Here is a 21,433-nt window from a genome sequence, read left to right as displayed (position 1 = left end):
GAAGAGATAATAAAACAAAATACCAATTTAATTAATTCAAAGAAAATGGCAAATTTAGATTTAAGCAAGTACGGTATCACAGGTGTGACCGAGATTTTGCACAACCCGTCTTATGATGTTTTGTTCGCTGAAGAAACAAAACCGAGTCTGGAAGGCTTTGAAAAAGGTCAAGTAACTGAATTAGGTGCTGTTAATGTAATGACAGGTATCTATACCGGTCGTTCTCCTAAAGATAAATTCTTCGTTAAGAATGAAGCTTCTGCTGATTCTGTATGGTGGACTTCTGACGAATACAAAAACGACAACAAACCTTGTACTGAAGAAGCTTGGGCTGATTTGAAAGCTAAAGCTGTAAAACAATTGTCAGGCAAACGTCTGTTCGTTGTTGATACTTTCTGTGGTGCTAACGAAGCAACTCGTATGAAAGTACGTTTCATCATGGAAGTAGCTTGGCAGGCTCACTTCGTAACTAACATGTTCATCCGTCCGACTGCTGAAGAACTTGCTAACTACGGAGAACCTGATTTCGTATGTTTCAATGCTTCTAAAGCTAAAGTTGACAACTATAAAGAACTGGGCTTGAACTCTGAAACTGCTACAGTGTTTAACCTGAAGACTAAAGAACAAGTTATCCTGAATACTTGGTACGGTGGTGAAATGAAGAAAGGTATGTTCTCTATTATGAACTACATGAACCCGCTTCGTGGTATCGCTTCTATGCACTGCTCTGCTAACACGGATATGGAAGGAACTAGCTCTGCTATCTTCTTCGGTCTGTCAGGTACAGGTAAGACTACTTTGTCTACTGACCCGAAACGTAAGTTGATCGGTGACGACGAACACGGCTGGGATAACGAAGGTGTATTTAACTACGAAGGTGGTTGCTATGCTAAGGTTATCAACTTGGATAAAGACAGCGAACCGGATATCTATAACGCTATCAAACGTGACGCTTTGCTTGAAAACGTAACAGTTGACGCTAACGGTAAGATCGACTTCACTGATAAGAGCGTAACAGAAAACACTCGTGTTTCTTATCCTATCTATCACATCGAAAACATTGTTAAGCCTGTTTCTAAAGGTCCTCACGCTAAACAAGTTATCTTCTTGTCTGCTGACGCATTCGGTGTATTGCCTCCGGTATCTATCCTGAACCCGGAACAAGCTCAGTATTACTTCCTGTCTGGATTTACAGCTAAATTGGCTGGTACAGAACGTGGTATCACTGAACCGACTCCGACATTCTCTGCTTGCTTCGGTGCTGCTTTCTTGTCATTGCACCCGACTAAATATGCAGAAGAACTGGTTAAGAAGATGGAAATGACTGGTGCTAAGGCATACTTGGTTAACACTGGTTGGAATGGTTCTGGCAAACGTATCTCTATCAAAGATACTCGTGGTATTATCGATGCGATCCTTGACGGTTCTATCGACAAAGCTCCTACTAAGGTTATTCCTTACTTCGACTTTGTTGTTCCGACAGAACTTCCGGGTGTTGATCCGAATATCCTTGACCCGCGCGACACTTACGAATGTGCTTGCAAATGGGAAGAAAAAGCAAAAGACTTGGCAGGACGTTTTATCAAGAACTTCGCTAAGTTTACAGGTAACGAAGCTGGTAAGGCTTTGGTTGCTGCTGGTCCGAAACTCTAATTTATATATTAGATATATTGAGAAAGGCGGTTCCGAAAGGAGCCGCCTTTTTGTTTCATAAGTTTCATAAAAATATGAATTCTATTTTGTAATTTGATATAATAAAGATATATTTGTTATGCCTTATAAATATCTAAAAGAAAAATAAATGAACCTGCGCGATAACAGTATTGATCTCGTCTCTTTCAATAAACTATTTACGGAGTATCATGAACGCTTTGTCCGTTTCGCTTATACTTATGTGGATAACTATATGGAGGCTGAGGATATTGTGATGGAAGCCATGACTTATTACTGGGAAAACAGGACCCGTTTGTTTGGAGTGAATCCTCCTGCTTATATTTTTACTACAATTAAAAATAAGTGCCTGAATTATCTTCGCGACCGTCAGTATTATCAGGCTGTATCAGAGCAATTACAAGAGCATGCAGCATGGAAGCTTGCGATACAGATATCTACTCTGGAAGCATGCAACCCGGAGGAACTTTTTTCTAAAGAAATGAAGCAGTTGGTGGAGCATGCGTTAAGTAAATTGCCGGAAAAAACAAGAAGAGTCTTTATTATGCGGCGCTTTGAAGAAAAGAGTTATCGTGAGATTGCTTCAGAGATGAATATGTCCGTCAAGGGAGTTGAATACCATATGAATAAGGCGACAGAATCTTTAAAAAAAACATTGAAAGACTTCCTGCCTCTTTTGATTTATCTTATCTATCATTAATTTTTCACATCTATTAACTAGGGATTCTTTTTCGTTGTGTGCTTTACTATAAAAGGCAATGGTATAATGTGTCATTTTATATAAGTTGACGATGAATTTGGACAGAGAACTTTTATTTCGTTTTTTTAATAAAGAAACGACGCTTGAGGAAGAAAAGAAAATTCGTCTTTGGATAGATGAATGCGACGAACATCGTCGCGAGTTTTTCCGTGAACGTCAACTTTTTGATGCTATTTTGCTTCACGGGGATCCGTCTTACGAAAAGAGCCGCCCCCGATTCTATATTCCATGGCATAAAGTGGTGGCTACTCTTTCCGGTATTGCAGCGATTGTGATACTTACTATCATTACGACTACATATTTCTTGCAACAATCTTTTAGAGACGAAGTGATGAATACAGTTACTGTCCCCCAGGGACAGCGTGTTCACTTGACATTGTCTGATGGAACAAAGGTTTGGTTGAATGCTAAAACCAAAATGGAGTATCCGCAAAGCTTTAAAGTGTCCGATCAAAGAATAGTAAAAGTGGACGGCGAAGCCTATTTTGAAGTGAGTAAGAATAAAGAGAAACCATTTATTGTTAAAACGACTAAGGGTGATGTAGAAGTATTAGGAACTAAGTTTTACATAAGCGCTTATGCGACAACAGATGTTTTTGAAACTTCTTTGATAGAAGGTAAAGTGAAGGTGCATACTGCTTATGAAGATATGACACTCTATCCCAAAGATAAGGCTGTATTGGAAAACGGTCTTCTCACTCGTAAGCAGATTGATGATATGGATACTTACCGTTGGCGTGACGGGCTTTATTGTTTTAAGAACCTATCTTTTGATGATGTTCTGAAACAATTTGAGATCTATTATGATATCCGTTTTGTGAAAGAGAATCCACAAATTGCAAACCCAAAACTGAATGGAAAGTTCAGGCTGATTGACGGAGTAGATTACGCATTACGGGTACTTCAAAGAGAGGTCGGTTTCTCATTCCGGAGGGATGATGAAGCTAATGTGATTTATCTGAAATAATTTGTCCAACTATAAAATGAATGCCTATGTAAATAAATAGAAGAAGTCTGAAAACGAAATCGGCAAGTACTACCAATACCTGCCGATCGTGAGATAAATTTTCTCACCCGAGAGTGAAAAAACTTTTAATAAAATCTAATCGTAAAAATATGAAAAATAAATCAATCGGGGACGATTATAAGCTAAAAAATCCCCATGTTAACCTATTTTATAGAGCTATGCGAATAACTACATTCTTATTGTTCTTCTGTTCGTTCTGTGCTTTAGCCGATAATGTAAATTCTCAGACGGCGAAAGTTACTATTAAAAGAAGTAATGTGACACTTCTGGATGTGCTGAATGAAATAGAAAATCAAACTAATTATCTGTTTATTTATTCCAACGACATTAATGTGAAACGTCCGGTTTCGATTAATGTGAATGCAAAGGCGGTTAATAGCGTTTTAGCTAAGTTGTTTGCTGGAAAGGACGTTGCCTATCAAATGGAGGGAACTCATATTGTTTTGACAAAAACGGAAAAATCCTTAAACGAGGTAAGTGTACAGCAACAAAGTAAAAGAATGGAAAACATTACCGGTGTGGTGCTTGACGAAGCGGGAGAACCGATAATCGGTGCTTCTGTAAAAGTACAGAATACAACTATTGGTACCATTACTGATCTGGAAGGAAAGTTTAAATTGGAGCTTCCGGCAAAATCTGTCATTGAAATATCGTTTATCGGATATCGGACGAAAACGGTTGTTGTCGGTAAGGAGAAACATATTAGTATCTATATGGAAGAAGATACTAAGGCGTTGGACGAAGTGATTGTTGTGGGGTATGGCACGACTTCCAAGCGCAAGACTACTGCCGCTATTGCCAGTGTGAATGCTGAAGATATAGCTAAAGTACCTACGGCTAATATAACACAGAGCCTTGCCGGCCGTGCTCCGGGATTGATCGTGAATACATCCGGAGGTGGTATTAATAACTATTCTTCTATATCCATTCGTGGTGGTGCTACTCCATTGTTTGTTATCGATGATGTTATCTGTGAAGAACGTGATTTCCGGAATTTAAATCCTGAAGATGTGGAACAGATGTCTGTGCTGAAAGATGCGGCTTCTACTGCCGTATATGGTGCACGTGCTGCAAATGGCATTATCATGGTGGTAACTAAGCAGGGTAAAGCTGGTAAAATGAGTATCAATTATAGTTTCAACTACAATTTGAGTCAACCTACAATTATGCCTGATAAATTGAATTCGTATGATGCCGCTTATTATCTGAACCAGGGGTTGGCGAATGACGGTATGAAAGAACGTTTTAATGCGGAAGAAATGGAACTTTTTGCGAACGGTTCTGATCCTCATCATTACCCTAACGTGGACTGGCAGAAGTTGGCTATGAATACGTTTGCTCCTGAACAACGTCATACACTGACTGTGACCGGTGGTAGTGAAAAAGTAAAAGCATATACATCATTCTCATATTATGACCAGCAGTCTATCTATAAGAATAATACCAATAATCTCCAACGCTATAATTACCGTACCAACCTGATTGCAGATTTTAAGGAAGTAGGCGTTAAAGTAACTTCAGGAATCGAAGGATATCTGACAAAAAGCCGGGAGCCGTTGAGTACTACGGGAGGTGATTATGGTAGTGTCTGGAGTCATATCCAGAATAAATTGCCTTGGGAAAATGCGTATAACCAATATGGGCAATTGAATAATATCCCGGATAACCCGTTGGCGGAGATTTCTCCGGAAGCGGGATATAGCAAGGGAGAGATTGCTACGGTTAAGGCCAATATGGGATTGGAATGGACGGTACCTTGGGTAGCAGGACTAAGATTGAAAGCGTTAGGAAATTATCGTCTGACAGCCGACCGTCAGAAGGATTGGAAGAAATCTCCGGTTATGTATGATTGGGACGGAAATCCGAATACTCCAAGCAAGCCGTCTTTAGAAAAGAATTATTGGAATATGTCAGAGTACACCGTACAAGCTTTTGCAAATTACGACCGTACTTTTAATGTTGTGCATACTGTTAGTGCTACGGCCGGTATTGAGGCAAATAAATATATGTATGATAATGCAACTCTGGGACGTAAAGAATACTTGTTGGATGTAGATCAGATCAATCCGGGGCCTGTTGCTACGGCTACAAACTCCTCTGCTGAGGGGACACGTGCACGTGCCGGTCTAGTGGCTCATTTAAAGTATGATTATGCAAGTAAATATGTGGTAGAAGGTAGTATGCGTTATGACGGCAGTGACAATTTCCCGAAAGGAAAACGTTGGGGAGTCTTTTATGCAGGTTCGGCGGCATGGGTAATCTCTGAAGAATCGTTCTGGAAAAATTTGAAAGATCGCCATATTCTTGATCTGTTTAAGATTAGGGCTTCTTATGGAGAGATTGGTCTGGATGATATTTCTGCTTATTCATATTTACAGTCTTATAATTTGGATGAACGCGGATATTTGTTAGGAGGTAAATTTTATCCGGGTTTTTCTGAAGGTAACTTGGTTAGCAAAGATATTTCTTGGTATACAACTCGCAGTACAAATGTCGGATTAGACTTTGCTTCTTTAGATAATCGCTTGTCCGGTTCTGTCGAATATTTCCGTATGTCTACAAAAGGATATCTGACTTCTCCTTCTAATGTGGCATATACTGATCCGTTAGGAACCTCATTGCCACAAGTAAAGTCTGACGGTGAAAGTATTCGTCAAGGAGGTGAATTCATTGTACAATGGAAAGAAAAGAGAGGTGATTTTGAATATGCGATAGGTGCTAATTTTACCTATTTTGATTCATTCTGGATGAATAATCCGTACGAAGCAGAAACAGACTTGAAGAATCCTTATAAACGTACTACTCATGCCAAAGGATATTGGGGAATCGGATATGAATCTTTGGGATATTATCAAAGTCAGGAAGATGTGATGAACTCACCCAAACGGCAAAACTCGGTAAACTTGGGTGCTGGTGATATTAAATATTATGATTTCAATGGAGATGGTATAATTGACGGAAATGACCAACATCGTATCGGTAAAAATTCTTCTCCTCGCGGACAGTATGGTATAAGTATAGATCTTAATTATAAGGGCTGGTTCATGAATATGTTGTGGCAAGGAGCTACGTCCAAAGATTTCTATTTTGGAGACAAGCTGCAAGGTCAAGGTTCCGATTATGGCTATTTGTCAGTGATTTATGATTTCCAGAGAGACGTTTGGACACCGGATAATCGGAATGCCAAGTTCCCTCGTCTGCGGAGTACTTCTAAATATAATGGAAGCAACAATTATGGTTCATCTGATTTCTGGTTGGTTAATACTGGCTATATCCGTCTGAAGAGTTTGAATATCGGTTATGATCTGAAACATAAAGTATTGAAGAGAGTTCCATGGATCACGAAATGTGATGTCTCTCTGAGTGGATATAACTTGTTGACTTTCAGCGAATCGAATAAATACGATATTGATCCGGAGATTGGAAATACTAATTTATATACTTATCCTGTCAGCAGGGTATATTCGATTAGTTTTAACATTGGATTCTAATAACTTTAAAAACACAGAATATGAAAATAATAAAATATATAGTTCCTGCACTTTTAGGAGGGATGTTAACACTGCAAAGTTGTGAACATTTTTTAGATACGAAACCTACGGAAACTTATTCGGAAGAATTGGTTTGGGGGAGTCGGTCTACTGCCGATGCATTCGTACTACGCACATATCCTGATATTTTGGGATTATACCACGATTTTTGGGGAGACGATCAGATAACACTAAATACAATTCTACGCCAAAGTTGTCCGGGAGAGGCACGTGACCTGATAAATCGGGAACATGATTTCGGTTTTAATAAATTTAGTATTATCCGTCGGTGTAACTTGATTATTGAACAGGCTTCCGCCTCTACTGCTTTATCCGATTTGGATAAAAAAGAACTGGTTGCCGAGGGAAAAATGCTTCGGGCTATGATCTACTATTATCAGGCGAAACATTGTGGACGTGTGATTTGGGTAGACAGGGTATTGCAAGTAGACGATGAATTTAATTTGCCCCTCACTGAATCTATTGACCGGACGTATGATTTGATATTGAGTGATTTGGATGATGCCATAGCAGGACTTCCAGAGGAATATCCTGCCGGGCGTGCCAATGCTAATGCGGCTCGGGCTTTGAAGTCGGAAGTCTGTCTGACGGCTGCTGCTTACACTACGGATGCTACACGAAAGAAGACATTATGGGAACAAGCGGTAGTAGCGGTAGATGCTATCCAAGGTTATTCTTTGGACGCCAATTATGGTGGCATGTTCAATCAGGAGAACTCTTATTCTTCAACGGAGATTATTTTAGCCAGATATTTCAGTAAAGAAAATACAAATGGCGGTGATACTTATATGCAGACTGTCATTCCTAATCAGGGAAATGATAATCTAAAAAAGTTGGGACGTGGTCCTTTGTTTAAAAAAGACTGGGTCTTTGAGTGCTGGCTGGAACATTCGCCTTCCCAGAATTTGGTAGATGATTATCTGGTTATTGACCAACTGACAAATGAAGCTAAAAAGTGGAATACGACTTCCCAGTTTGTGAATAATACCAATGTCATTTCTAATGATGCTGTAAGAGATCTGGCTGTGAATGCTGATGAATTGGATGAACACTCTCTGGCTTATGAAACGAAAGATAAAGGGCGTGATACCCGTATTAATGATTTTATGTATACGCATCGCGACAAACGTTTTTATGCGACAATCGTACAGGACTCCTGTGAATATTATGGGGAATTAGTCACAATGCATAAGACCGGTAACTTGCAACGTTGTAGTTTGGGTGAGGCTCCGGGAACCGCTGAAATGGGGTCTACCAATTACTTGTGGCGCAAAGGTGTCTACATTAATGACTGGCGTATATTTGTTGATGTGCCTACGGATTATCATTATGTAATTTTCCGGTACGGACGTGCGCTGTTGAATAAGGCTGAAGCCCTTCTTTGTCTGGCAAAGAGTGACCCTTCAAAACTGTCAGAAGCAGTAGCTACTTTCAATCAGACTCGCACTGTACATGGTGGTTTGCCGGAATCCGAAGCATCCACGTTGGTTGAGGCATGGAAAGATTATAAGATTGAGCGTCATGTAGAATTGCCAATGGAAGGCGACTATTATTGGTCTTTGTTGCGTTGGGGCAAATATGGTGAAGAAGCAAACGACGGACAACCCTCCGGAAGTGAAGTCATCAAAGAATTGCGTACTCCGGCTACATTTATTGAAATTAGCAGTGACCGTCATCGTATGTTTATCGGTACACAAGGATATGGAAATGCCGACCGTACTTTTTCTAAGAAACGCTATTTGTATCCTATTCCGCAAAGTTTGATTAATGCAAACTCTGCTATAACAGAGAAGGACCAAAATCCTCTGTGGTAAAATGATAACCAATATTCGAATTATTAATCAATGAAACAAGAACAATGAATAGAATTAAATTATCAGACATAAAATGGTTGCTTGTACTGTTGTGCTTGCCATTTGTTTCCTCATGTAAAGATGATCTTGAGGCTTATGAAGAAGCGGAAATTACCTCAGTCGGTGCATATCACCGCTACTATACAACAGAGAAGGATGCTTTGACAGGTGAGTTTAAGGTGGCGGAGAAGGAATTGGAGAAGTCCAATAGTATCAACGAAGACGAAGCGGTTGTTACTGCGACTTTCACGGTTCCTGCTGCCAGTGGCAGTTTTACTGATGCTGAACGTGCAAAAGTGTCGTTGAATAAGTTGGTTGTATACTTCAATGTGTCTACTGCTGCACGCGTGACACCACTGGATGGCTCCCCGAAGTTAGGGGCTCCGGGCGATTGGACCTCAGAACGTAGATATAGTGTCATGGCTGCAAATGGAACAAAGAAAACATGGACTGTCAAAGTTGTGTTGAATAAATAGGTATTATTTTCTTATATTTGTAGCAAATAAACTGAAATCAAACAATTGAGGTCTTGGGAGTCGTTGAGGTGGTGAGTAAGCACGTTATGTCAACGACTCCTTTTTAATTTGAAAATTATAATGTTTATGAATACACCTTTGTCTCCCGTCTCCGGGCGTTTGGCTTCACTCGATATCCTACGGGGTTTCGACCTCTTTCTTTTAGTTTTCTTTCAACCGGTATTTGTGGCTTTGGGGCAACGTTTGAATTTTCCGTGGCTTAATGACATTTTATATCAGTTCGATCATGAGTCTTGGATTGGTTTCCGGTTCTGGGACCTTGTGATGCCACTTTTCCTGTTTATGACAGGAGCCTCCATGCCTTTTTCCTTTTCCAAGTTTAAAAATGCCCCTAATAAATGGCATATTTATCGTAAAATAATAAAGCGCTTTGTATTGCTTTTTATTTTCGGCATGATTGTGCAGGGAAACCTTTTGGGATTGAATCCTGATTCTCTTTATTTATATTCGAATACGTTGCAGGCGATAGCAACAGGCTATCTTATTGCAGCAATAATTTTGTTACACTGTTCTTTCCGTTATCAGGTGCTCATTACATTATTATTGTTACTGCTCTACTGGATACCGATGACTTTCTTCGGCGATTTTACTCCCGGAGGGAATTTTGCAGAAAAGGTAGACCGACTAGTGCTAGGCCAGTTTCGGGATGGTGTGTATTGGGGAGAAGATGGAAACTGGCATTTTTCTCCTTATTATACTTATACTTGGATATGGAGTAGCTTAACTTTTGGAGTAACAGTTATGCTAGGTACTTTTGCCGGAAAGATAATGAAAGAAGGAAAAGAAAATAGAAAGGGAGTGGTGAGGCTTTTGTTATTGTTAGGCATAGTATTAATAGGGGTATCTTTGCTATGGAGTTTGCAAATGCCTATTATTAAGCGGCTATGGACTTGTAGTATGACTTTGTTTTCCGGAGGACTCTGCTTTCTGCTTATGGGATTATTTTATTATTGGATAGACTATAAAGGGCATACCTATGGGTTGGATTGGTTGAAAATTTATGGGATGAACTCTATCACTGCCTATATTTTAGGTGAGGTCGTTAATTTCCGTTGTATAGCAGCTTCTATCAGCTATGGCTTAGAGCAGTTTCTTGGTAACTATTATTCTGTATGGTTAAGTTTTGCTAATTATCTCATTGTCTTTTTTATACTTCAAATGATGTATAAACATCGTATCTTTTTGAAAATTTAAAAATACTACAATGAATAAGAAAAGTCTGTATTGGTATAATAAATGATTCCTGTCGTTATAGGCGTTTCTTTTTCACTGTTTACTATTTTATTAGTTTTTTATTTCGCGTAACTATAGTCTTCTTTTCGTATAACTATGGTTATGCGAAGTAATAGTAGGCAATGAAATAATCTATTTAGAATATGAATGAAGTCTCAAATGTAGCTTCCCGATGATAGTCTATATGTTCCTTAAAAACTATTCAAAGATATATAATTATAAAATTTAATAGATTTTTTTACTGAAAGAAAATATGCAATTAGAAGATTATTCAGAATTTGTTTGAAATAACTTTTACCAAGTTCTACTGGAACTTCGTGATTCGTTTTGTAAAGTGAACTAATGTGTTAGTTTGTATGCAATAATAATTGTAATACGTTGCAAATATATAGATAATTTTTGTAATTGCAATAGATTTGAGTAATGTTTTTATTATCTGGTCAGATAAATATAAAAAAAGAACTTATCTGTTTTAATATTTTTACTCAATGAAATAAATTGTCAATAGTTTTATTTGCAAATAAGCGTTTATATCGTGATTTTTGTATCTATATATTATGCGCTTTTTGTAATTAACTTTGGTAGAGTCCTTATTTTCTTCATTTCATACCCCTCTGATATATATTCTTTTTTTATCACGAAGTTCCAGTAGAACTTAGTGTAGCGATAAATAAAAAAAGACCTTATATCCTATGAACAGTACAGCTCAGCACAGTTTATCTCCTCTGGTACAGTATAACCAGGTTATATCATCTTGTTTTTTATATTCAATTTATGGAAAAAAGAGTGCTTTTGTCCGGGGATTGAATAAGTCTTGTATAATGTATTATTTGAAACTTAACATACCCCCAAGTTCCCACAACCGATGCAACAGAATGTAGTATCGGGTAGTGGGATTTTTTGAAAAAACGGATGTGATTCATAAGATAGAAAATGCCGTCTATTTGAGAATTTCCGGTGTAACACCTTTAACAAGATTATAAACTAATAACGAATGCTGGCAAAGAAAAAATAAACGTTTTTGTGAAGATAGCAATTTAATAGATGAAAGTGCTATCCTTTATTTATTGAAAACCTTTAATTAACCCAGATTCATGCTTATCGAAAAGCATAAGAATGAATTGTTAACACTTTTAATTTCTATGATGAATGAAAAACAAAATTGTGGAAGAATACTGCGATTATTGATCCTGTTTTGTTTGTATGGTATTTGTTTACCTCCCCTTCACGCCAAACAGGATATTGCATCACCACAACAGACAGGCAAGACCTATACAATTAAAGGAGTTGTATTGGATTTTAACAATGAACCGATTATTGGTGCCAGTGTTTTTATTCCGGGAACCAGTATCGGAGTAGCTACAGACTTGGACGGAAATTATGTACTGAAAGTACCGGCAAACACGAAAAATATAGAATTCTCTTACATTGGATATGAGAAGAAAGTTGTTCCGTTCAACCCTAAAGATCTAAATGTCTTTCGTGTTGTGACGATGAAAGAAGATAGCGGTATTGCACTTGAAGATGTCACGATTGTAGCTTTTGCCAAACAAAAGAAAGAGTCCGTATTAGGCTCCGTTTCTACTATCAAACCGGCGGAGTTAAAAACTACCAGTAGTAATCTTACTACCGGATTTGCAGGGAAGTTGGCGGGAGTAGTTGCTTATCAAAGAAGTGGAGAACCGGGTGAAGATAATGCCGAATTCTTTATTCGTGGTGTGACGACATTTGGAACAGGGAAAGCCGATCCGTTGATTTTGATTGATAACATTGAATTGACTTCATCAGATTTGGCAAGATTGAATACCGATGATATCGCCAGTTTCTCCATTCTGAAAGACGCTACTGCTACTGCGCTTTATGGTGCGCGTGGTGCTAATGGTGTTATTCTTGTAACGACAAAAGAAGGTACGGAAGGTAAAATGAAATTATCTTTCAGGGTAGAAAGTTCGTTCTCCGCTCCTTCCAAAGAGGTTGAAATTGCTGATCCGCTGACGTTTATGAAACTTCATAATGAGGCGGTGAGAACTCGAAATCCGGATGGTGCATTACCTTATCTGGAAAGCGCGATTGCTGCTCGCGAAAAAGGGTTGAATCCGATGGCTTATCCGATGGTAGACTGGAAGGATATGCTATTCAAAGATTTCACAACTAACTATCGCGGAAACATGAGCCTTAGCGGTGGTGGCCGTGTAGCCCGTTACTATGTAGCATTGTCTTATTCGCGGGATAATGGTATCTTGAAACAGGTTCCCAGTAACCTTTTTGATAATAATATTAAGTTGGATAAATATACGGTACGTTCGAATGTTAATATTAATCTGACCAAAACAACCGAGTTGGGAGTGCGCGTGAGCGGCACGTTTGATAGTTATCAAGGTCCGATACAGGGCGGTTCGCAGGTTTACAGTCAGGCTATTAAAGCAAGTCCGGTTCTTTTTCCTGCTATGTATGCTCCGGATGCAGCTAACCAATATACCAATCATCCTATGTTCGGTAATTATGGAACTAGTGCAAATTACTTGAATCCATATGCTGAAATGGCACGCGGTTATAAAGAATATGAAAACACTGTTATACTTGCCCAGTTGGAGTTGAAGCAAGATTTCAGTTTTATAACCGAAGGCTTGAAAGGGCGTTTGTTGGGAAATGTCACGCGAACTTCATATTATGACCTTCAACGTTCTTATACTCCGTTCTATTATGCCTTGGATAGTTATGATAAGACAAAAGATGAATACACTCTCTCTGCTCTAAATCCGGATTTGGGTACAGATTATCTAGGATACTCTCCGGGAAGTAAAAAAGTAGGTAGTTCCCTGTATTTGGAAGCGTCGTTGTCATACGATCGGACGTTTGTTGAAAAACACAATGTCAGTGGTATGTTGGTTTATACAGTGCGTGAAGGGAAAAGTGGCAATGAAAACACCTTGCAGAAATCACTCCCTACCCGTAATTTGGGATTAGCAGGACGTTTTACTTACGGATTCTCCGACCGTTATTTTGCGGAGTTTAACTTTGGTTACAACGGTTCCGAACGTTTTGACAAGAGTCATCGCTGGGGATTCTTCCCATCGGGAGGTTTGGGCTGGGTTGTGTCCAATGAAAAATTCTGGGCGGACAAACCAATTTCCAAAGTTATCAATATGCTTAAGTTGAAAGGTTCATACGGATTGGTCGGTAATGATAATATTTCTAATAATGACAACCGGTTCTTCTATTTGTCTGAAGTAAATATGAATAATTCCGGTAGGGGAATGAATTTCGGCACAAACTTTGACGAAGGTTATAACGGTATTTCTATCAGCCGTTATGCTAATCCGAAGATTGGTTGGGAAATTTCTCATAAAATGAATGTGGGATTTGAACTGAAATTATTCAATGATCTGGAGATTCAGGCGGAGTATTTTAAAGAAAGAAGAACGAATATTCTGCAAGAACGTGCCGATATTCCTAGTTTGATGGGATTCCAGGCGCCTATCCGGGCAAATATCGGTGAGGCTAAAGGACATGGGGTCGATATTTCTTTGGATTATTCGCATATCTTCAATAAAAATTGGTGGACTACTGTCAGAGGTAACTTCACATACGCTAGCAGTGAATTTTCTGAATACGAAGAACCGGACTACTCGGCTACTCCATGGAGAAGTAAAATTGGTTCTAAGCTGAGCCAGACTTATGGTTACATAGCCGAACGTTTGTTTGTTGATGATGAAGATGTGGCAAACTCTCCGAAACAACAATTTGGCGAATATACGGCCGGAGATATCAAATATAAAGATATCAATCGTGACGGAATCATCGACGAGCAGGATATTGTACCTATCGGTTATCCGACTACGCCGGAAATTATTTATGGTTTCGGTTTTTCTGTCGGATATAAAGCGTTTGATTTTAACTGCTTCTTCCAGGGATCGGCACGGTCTTCCTTCTTTATTGACCCTTTGCGTATCACTCCGTTTGCCCAGCCTTATGACCCGGACAACGAATTGGGAGGAAAACAGGCTAACAATGCTTTGCTTCAGGTTATCGCCAATAATCATTGGAGCGAGTCCAACCAGAATATGTATGCTTTCTGGCCACGGTTGTCGGATACGGCTATCAGTAATAATAACCAGTCGAGTACATGGTGGTTGCGTGACGGTACTTTCTTGCGTATGAAATCGGCAGAAATAGGCTATACGCTTCCAAAGCGGCTGACCAGTAAAGCTAAATTGGAAAACTTGCGTATTTACGTAAGCGGGACGAACTTGTTCAATATTTCCAAATTCAAAATTTGGGATACGGAAATGGGGAACAACGGTTTGGGATATCCTGTTCAACGAGTATTTAATGTAGGTATTCAACTTTCACTCTAAAACATGTTATATGAAAAAAATAATCATATCCATATCACTCGTGATTGCTGCCATGCTGTGTAGCACTTCTTGTAGTGATTACCTAGATATAGTGCCCGAAGGTACTCCAAGCATGGATAATGCCTTCAGCAACCGCATTAATTCATTTAAGTTTCTACATACTTGTTATAGTTACCTGCCTTCATGGGATCAGGGTGGCTCCATTGGCTTTTTGGCAGGTGATGAACATTGGTTAATGCCTAAAGGAACCGGTTTTATAGATCAGCGTATCTCTCTCAACGCATGGGAAATAGGTCGCGGTGAACAAAATAATAATGACCCCTACCAGAATTTTTGGGATGGAGGAAATGGGGGAACCAATCTTTGGGTAGCTATCCGCGATTGTAATATTTTCTTGGAAAATATCAACAAACCTCTCGATTTGCAGAATTATGAACGCACCCGTTGGATTGCGGAAGTAAAATTCCTCAAAGCATATTATCATTATTATCTGTTTATGCTTTACGGTCCTATTCCTATCATGGATACTAATATTGCGGTAGATGCTTCACAGGATGAAGTAAGGCGTTATCGCGAGCCGGTGGATGATGTAGTGGCTTATATCTCTAACCTGCTGGATGAAGCATATAAAGATCTGCCTTCAAAGATCACAGATCCAGGACAGGAGATGGGGCGCATCACCCAGCCAATTGCAAAAGCAGTAAAAGCACAATTGTTATTATTGGCTGCCAGCCCTTTGTTTAATGGAAATTCGGATTATATTAATGTGAAAGATAATCAGGGTAGGCATTTGTTCCCGACACAGGTTGATAACAGTAAATGGAAATTGGCAGCAGACGCAGCGCTTGAAGCGATAAATTGTGCAAAAGAAAATGGTCACGAGAAACTTTATACTTTCTCTTTGCCGATCAATAGTATTTCTGCGGCAACACGCAAACTGCTGGATATCGGTGAGGCTGTCACAGAAAAATGGAATGAAGAAATTATTTGGGGAAGTACTCGGAACGTTAACGGATTGCAGACGGTTGCAATGGCTAAACATACGAAGGGGAGCCACTATAACGCGCGTTCTGTTTTAGGACCAACTTTATCAGTAGCCGAAGCATTCTATTCTTCAAATGGTGTGCCTATTTCTGAAGATAACAGTGATTTCTGGACGGCTAATTATCCTAACCGCTATGAGATTACCACTATCCCGGATGAGGGAAATAATAAATATTACCTTCAGATAGGAGAGCAAACAGCCTATCTTCACTTGAACCGTGAACCGCGTTTCTATGCTTCATTGTCATTCGACCGTGGAACATGGTATGGAGATGGTTATACGAATGATGAGCCGGCAAATCTTGCTTTCTATCATTTTCGGGCAAAGGAGGTATCAGGGCGCCAGACTTCGGAAGACCATTCATATACGGGATATTTGAATAAAAAGGTATGTAGCTATAAGACTGGTTTGACAAAAGACGGTTTCTCTCCCTACCGTTATTCGTTCCCAATCATACGTCTTGCTGATTTGTATCTGATGTATGCGGAAGCTTTGAATGAATCGCAGGAATCACCCACACAGGATGTATATGATTACGTGGACTTGGTTCGCGAACGTGCAGGGTTGAAGGGGGTAAAGGAGTCGTGGAGTAAATATTCCAAGTCCCCGGATAAGCCTAATACGAAAAACGGTATGCGTGAAATCATTCGCATGGAACGTTTGAATGAACTGGCCTGTGAAGGAAAACGTTTCTGGGACTTGCGTCGTTGGAAAAAAGAACTTCCCCGCGAAGTGAAAGGGTGGCATATTCAAGGAGAGACTGCCCAGGAATTTTATAGAGTAACCACTATCTACTTACGTTCAAAGTATAGTTATAAGGACTATTTGTGGCCGTTGAAACTGGAAACAATATTGAAAGATCCGAACCTGGTACAAAACCCAGGGTGGTAACTATGATATTCATAATTTAAAATGACTGGAAATATGAGAAATATGAATAATATATCAGAGCTTGTGAAATATGCGTTCGTCACATTGCTCGGTACACTCTGCCTAGCAGGATGTGGGCAGGACGAAAAGATTGGTCTCAATGCTACCGACAGTGTAGCACCGGGATTGCCTACGAATATAGAGGTGGAGAACATTAATGGAGGAGCTATCATTCGTTATACTCCTCCGAAAGATGATGATCTCTTGTGTGTTGTGGCGTCTTATATGATTAATGGGGTGGAAAGAACCACAAAAGCTTCTCCTTATGTAGATAGCTTGATCGTAGAAGGATTCGGAAAGGTGGGTGACTATAATATCTTTTTGAAGAGTGTAGACAAAAGCCAGAACGAGTCTGAACCGAAAACCGTTTCTATCAGTCCATTAACTCCTCCTGTAGAATATATTTATGAGTCACTCAAGATTACTGATAGTTTTGGAGGAGTGAGTTTGACGTGGAAAAATCCGACTCGACAGAATATTATTCTGGAAGTTACCAAAAAGGAAAACGGAGAATGGGTTTCTTTGGAGAATTTCTATTCCAGTATAGTGGAAGGGCAAGCTAAAATCCGGGGATTGGCTGCTGAACCAATCACGTTAGGATACAGAATTCGTGACCGTTGGGATAATTATTCCGAGATGTTGGAGCTGGAAAGCAATCCTTTGTATGAAGAGGAACTTGACAAGTCGAAATTTAAAGAACTTCCGACACGTTTGCCTGGTGATTGTGAGGCAATGGGTGGTCTGCCGATACGAAATATCTGGCAGGGTAATAATAACACAGACTGTTTCCATAGTGTTACTAATAGTGATAACCCTGCCCCTGGTCGGTGTATAACGTTCGATATGGGACAGGTTGCCAAGGTAAGCCGTTTCAAGATGTGGCAACGCAGAGGAGATGCGAACGTTTGGACCTATACTCATAATAATTTGAAGAAATATGTGATTTATGGTTGTACGGAACTTACGGACGAAATGTATAATAGCGGTGTGGAAAAAGATGGTATCATGTATCCTACCTTTGAGGGTTGGACGAAGATTATGGATGTTGAATGTTATAAACCTTCCGGACAAGATAATCCGAATATAACCAATGAAGATATTGAATATATACAGAATGGCGATGAACACGAAGTTCCCATTGAAGCTCCTAATTTCCGTTATGTAAGAATTCTTATGCTTGAAACCTGGAGTGGAGGTACTTACGCTCAGATTGGCGAAATGACTTTCTGGGGACAACCTGCAACAGAGTAATTAAAAAAATCAGATTATGAAAAATATAATAAGATATATAGCTTGTGGCTTGTCAGCCTTTTTGATGACCGCTTGCGGAGATATGTATGAGATACACGAAAAATACCTTGAAATGGGAGAAGAAACCTATCTCGGGGCCGTTCAGGATTTGAGTGCCTATAGCGGGTTCAATCGTGTCAAGTTGGAGTGGTATCTGAATGCCGACCCACGAATCAGCTCTTGTGTGATTACGTGGGAGGGAAATGAAAATCCTGTGGTAGTTCCTGTTCCGGAGAATCGTGTTATAAAGGATCCTATATCGACGATTATTGACCTTCCGGAAGGGAAATATATATTCAATATGATAACGAGGAGTGATACAGGTAAAGAGTCTTTGGTAAGAACTATTGCGGGTGAAGTGTACGGTTCCACTTATCAGGCCAGTCTATCAGCTCAGGGAATTAATTCGATCTCGGCAGATTTGAACGGAGTAACGATTAATTGGGTTCCGTTAGAGGGGTGTACCGGAACTACGTTGACGTATACAAATAATGAGGGAAAGGAGAAAATCATCAAAGTAGATGAAGGGCAAACTTCTACGGTTATACCGGATGCGGTCCTTAAGACATCATTTAAGTTGATATCTACATTTAAGCCAGCTGATGACGCTTTCGATGATATTCCAACTTTGGAAAAAATAATGGATTTTCCTGCTTATTATACCATTTCAAAAGAAGATTGGGATGCGGTTCACGAACAATATGTTGATGCAGACAGAACGGATTGGGGAATCTCGGCTTCGACAGAAGAAAAGGTTGGAGAAAATGCTGGTAAATATGGTATTGCCACCTGTATCCTTGACGGAGATCTTGCCAGTTTCTGGCACTCACAATGGAAAGGTGAAGGGGCTAATCCTCCATTGCCACATGAAATCATTATTGATATGAAATCACAACAGGATATTCTTTCGATAGAACTGGCAAGAAGGCAAGGTAACGGAGATACTAAAACTGTTATATTCAGCATAGGTGAAAGTGAAGAACATTGGACAGAATTGGGACAATTGAACTTCCCTAGTGAAAAGGCGACCAATGCCCAAACCCTGCTGTTGCCGGAACCTGTAAAAGGAAGATATATACGTGCTTTGGTTACGGGTAGTAATAATGGTGTAAATGCAAGTATTGCAGAGATAATGTTTACGACAAGTAAGAAATAATATTATTAATAGTGAGTCCGTTGAAGTGACAGAGTTCAATAGATAGCTATATTTCTCACTAAAGAAAGGTTAGAGCCGCTGGAGAATCGGGTTTATGTGAATAAATGCGATTTGATGGCGGCTCTTTATTTAATAATCGAACATAATTCGCTATCTTTGTATAAATATAAAGTAACGCGACAACTTCTTCTTTAATACATATTTGCTTATGAGATTTATTGCTTTATTTATATGCTTGTCAATAGTCGGAATTTCCGGTATTACCCGGGCGCAACAAAAAGATACTATCCGTGTTTCAAACTTCGGAGCACATCCGTATACATATGAAAATTGTGTGACCTGTTTGCAGGAAGCTATTAGTGAATGTAAGCGAAGTGGTGCTCGCGTGCTCTCTTTTGAGAAAGGGCGTTATGATATCTGGCCCGAAGGTGCTATCCGGCGGAAATATTTTATATCGAATACATCGACCGAACAAGAGTGTCCTTCCAAAGTGAAAACTATCGGTCTGCTGTTTGAAGATATGAAAGATCTGACGATTGAGGGAAACGGAGCAACGCTGATGTTTCACGGGAAAATGACGACTATCGCTCTCGAACGTTGTAAGAATCTGGTGTTTAAAGATTTGCATATTGATTCTGAACGTCCTGCCGGTTCGGAAATGACATTTGCCCGTGTGGAAGATGATGAGGTGGAAGTTGTTGTACATCGTGACACACGTTATGAAATAGTGAATGGGCGGATGAGCCTCTTTGGTGAGGGTTGGCGTTCAAACAAGAATCATTGTATAGAATATAGTCCTGTTGATAGTACTTTCCGTTATAGTCAGGGGTGGAATGTGCTTGCTGCTGCGGAGGCGGAAGGGGTGGCCCCGAATGTAGTACGTTTCCATGTCCCGGAAGGATTTCGCCCGAAAGTGGGGAATACTTTGACAATTCGTGACATTATTCGTGACCAGGTGGGATGGTTTATTTTCGAAAGCCGAGATATTACACTTAACCGGGTGCAGATGCACTATATGCATGGGCTTGGTATAGTAAGTCAATACACTCGTAATATTACAATGGATAAAGTGAAATGTATGCCGCGCGAAGGCAGTGGCAGGTTGTTGGCAGCTTCTGCGGATATGATGCACTTTTCCGGATGTAGTGGAAAGGTGAAGATAGTTGGTTGTTATTTTGCGGGTGCACAGGATGATCCGATAAATGTGCACGGTACTAACTTGCGTGCCGTTGAGAAAATAAACACCCGTACTTTGAATTTGCGTTTCATGCATGGACAGAGCTATGGGTATAACGCTTACTTTGAGGGGGATACGGTCGCTTTTGTCAAGGCGTCTACTATGGAACGTTTTGCATCTGCGCAAGTGGTTGCTGTGAAACGGTTGACAGACCGTATTGTTCAAGTCACCTTCAATCGGGATATTCCCGGTGAATTGGAACTGAATCACGATTGTGTGGAGAATATCAGTTGCACGCCCGAAGTGGAAATTCGTCATTGTTATTTTACGAGGACAAGTACGCGGGGTACCTTAATGACTACTCCCCGAAAAGTAGTGATTGCAGATAATACTTATTATAAAACGGGCATGAGCGCTATCCTGATAGAAGGAGATGCCGAAGGCTGGTATGAATCGGGACCGGTGAATGATGTTTTGATTCAGAACAATATATTTATCGGCTGTGCGTATAGTGGAGGACCTGAAAATGCAGTCATTGCGTTGCATCCTTCTAATATGGTGGTGGATGCGGAACGTCCGGTGCATAGAAATGTGCGTATCATAGGTAATACGTTTCGTACATTCGGAAATCCGGTGTTATACGCCAAAAGTACGAAGGATTTGATTTTTAAAAAGAATCATGTAGAATGTACTTCTTCGGACGATTTTCGTCAAAAGCCTTTGTTTATTTTGAATGGTTGTAAAGGTGTTGTAATCAGAGAGAATAAGCTGGAGGAGGTTTGTGATAAAAAAATGGAATTTAGACAGATGAAAAAGAAATATATCAAGGTTGATTTTTAACCCCCA

At 39.8% G+C, this 21,433-nt stretch carries 12 protein-coding genes; all 12 read left to right on the top strand.

The features are described 5' to 3' along the window. The first annotated feature begins 45 nt into the window (after positions 1–45). The 12 genes from pckA to CGC64_RS02245 all read left to right on the top strand — a co-directional run bounded on the left by pckA (position 46) and on the right by CGC64_RS02245 (position 21,427). Complete coding sequence (pckA, locus tag CGC64_RS02300; RefSeq protein ID WP_005675310.1) at positions 46–1,653, top strand: phosphoenolpyruvate carboxykinase (ATP); 1,608 nt, start codon at positions 46–48, stop codon at positions 1,651–1,653. 148 nt (positions 1,654–1,801) lie between these two features. Then, complete coding sequence (locus tag CGC64_RS02295) at positions 1,802–2,371, top strand: RNA polymerase sigma-70 factor (RefSeq protein ID WP_005675311.1); 570 nt, start codon at positions 1,802–1,804, stop codon at positions 2,369–2,371. A gap of 91 nt (positions 2,372–2,462) precedes the next feature. After that, complete coding sequence (locus CGC64_RS02290; RefSeq protein ID WP_005675312.1) at positions 2,463–3,398, top strand: FecR family protein; 936 nt, start codon at positions 2,463–2,465, stop codon at positions 3,396–3,398. A gap of 149 nt (positions 3,399–3,547) precedes the next feature. Beyond that, on the top strand, positions 3,548–6,949 hold the full coding sequence (locus tag CGC64_RS02285) for a TonB-dependent receptor (protein ID WP_005675313.1): 3,402 nt from the start codon (positions 3,548–3,550) through the stop codon (positions 6,947–6,949). 20 nt (positions 6,950–6,969) lie between these two features. Further along, entirely contained in the window at positions 6,970–8,823 is a 1,854-nt protein-coding gene (locus tag CGC64_RS02280; RefSeq protein WP_005675314.1) for a RagB/SusD family nutrient uptake outer membrane protein, read from the top strand. 44 nt (positions 8,824–8,867) lie between these two features. Beyond that, positions 8,868–9,338, top strand: coding sequence for a DUF5018-related domain-containing protein (locus CGC64_RS02275; RefSeq protein WP_005675315.1), 471 nt, complete (start codon positions 8,868–8,870; stop codon positions 9,336–9,338). 126 nt (positions 9,339–9,464) lie between these two features. Further along, positions 9,465–10,592, top strand: coding sequence for an acyltransferase family protein (locus tag CGC64_RS02270; protein WP_005681766.1), 1,128 nt, complete (start codon positions 9,465–9,467; stop codon positions 10,590–10,592). Between the two features lie 1,181 nt (positions 10,593–11,773). Beyond that, entirely contained in the window at positions 11,774–14,989 is a 3,216-nt protein-coding gene (locus CGC64_RS02265; RefSeq protein WP_229066661.1) for a SusC/RagA family TonB-linked outer membrane protein, read from the top strand. 10 nt (positions 14,990–14,999) lie between these two features. Beyond that, the gene (locus CGC64_RS02260; RefSeq protein WP_005675320.1) at positions 15,000–16,925 is read left to right on the top strand and encodes a RagB/SusD family nutrient uptake outer membrane protein; all 1,926 of its coding nucleotides are present in this window, start codon (positions 15,000–15,002) and stop codon (positions 16,923–16,925) included. A 33-nt stretch (positions 16,926–16,958) separates the two neighbouring features. Beyond that, entirely contained in the window at positions 16,959–18,215 is a 1,257-nt protein-coding gene (locus tag CGC64_RS02255) for a DUF5000 domain-containing lipoprotein (protein WP_005681760.1), read from the top strand. Positions 18,216–18,231: 16 nt separating this feature from the next. Continuing rightward, positions 18,232–19,410: a DUF4998 domain-containing protein gene (locus CGC64_RS02250; protein ID WP_005675322.1), complete on the top strand. Its 1,179-nt coding sequence runs from the start codon at positions 18,232–18,234 to the stop codon at positions 19,408–19,410. A gap of 208 nt (positions 19,411–19,618) precedes the next feature. Beyond that, positions 19,619–21,427, top strand: coding sequence for a right-handed parallel beta-helix repeat-containing protein (locus tag CGC64_RS02245; protein WP_005675323.1), 1,809 nt, complete (start codon positions 19,619–19,621; stop codon positions 21,425–21,427). Positions 21,428–21,433 lie beyond the last annotated feature (6 nt).

This window comes from Bacteroides caccae, assembly GCF_002222615.2.
Lineage (GTDB): Bacteria > Bacteroidota > Bacteroidia > Bacteroidales > Bacteroidaceae > Bacteroides > Bacteroides caccae.
This window is presented reverse-complemented; position numbering and strand designations above follow the sequence as displayed.

Bases quoted from the DNA above. Each gene is read 5' to 3' on its own strand.
- pckA (WP_005675310.1), top strand. From the start codon at position 46: ATGGCAAATTTAGATTTAAGCAAGTACGGTATCACAGGTGTGACCGAG.
- CGC64_RS02295 (WP_005675311.1), top strand. From the start codon at position 1,802: ATGAACCTGCGCGATAACAGTATTGATCTCGTCTCTTTCAATAAACTA.
- CGC64_RS02290 (WP_005675312.1), top strand. From the start codon at position 2,463: ATGAATTTGGACAGAGAACTTTTATTTCGTTTTTTTAATAAAGAAACG.
- CGC64_RS02285 (WP_005675313.1), top strand. From the start codon at position 3,548: ATGAAAAATAAATCAATCGGGGACGATTATAAGCTAAAAAATCCCCAT.
- CGC64_RS02280 (WP_005675314.1), top strand. From the start codon at position 6,970: ATGAAAATAATAAAATATATAGTTCCTGCACTTTTAGGAGGGATGTTA.
- CGC64_RS02275 (WP_005675315.1), top strand. From the start codon at position 8,868: ATGAATAGAATTAAATTATCAGACATAAAATGGTTGCTTGTACTGTTG.
- CGC64_RS02270 (WP_005681766.1), top strand. From the start codon at position 9,465: ATGAATACACCTTTGTCTCCCGTCTCCGGGCGTTTGGCTTCACTCGAT.
- CGC64_RS02265 (WP_229066661.1), top strand. From the start codon at position 11,774: ATGATGAATGAAAAACAAAATTGTGGAAGAATACTGCGATTATTGATC.
- CGC64_RS02260 (WP_005675320.1), top strand. From the start codon at position 15,000: ATGAAAAAAATAATCATATCCATATCACTCGTGATTGCTGCCATGCTG.
- CGC64_RS02255 (WP_005681760.1), top strand. From the start codon at position 16,959: ATGAGAAATATGAATAATATATCAGAGCTTGTGAAATATGCGTTCGTC.
- CGC64_RS02250 (WP_005675322.1), top strand. From the start codon at position 18,232: ATGAAAAATATAATAAGATATATAGCTTGTGGCTTGTCAGCCTTTTTG.
- CGC64_RS02245 (WP_005675323.1), top strand. From the start codon at position 19,619: ATGAGATTTATTGCTTTATTTATATGCTTGTCAATAGTCGGAATTTCC.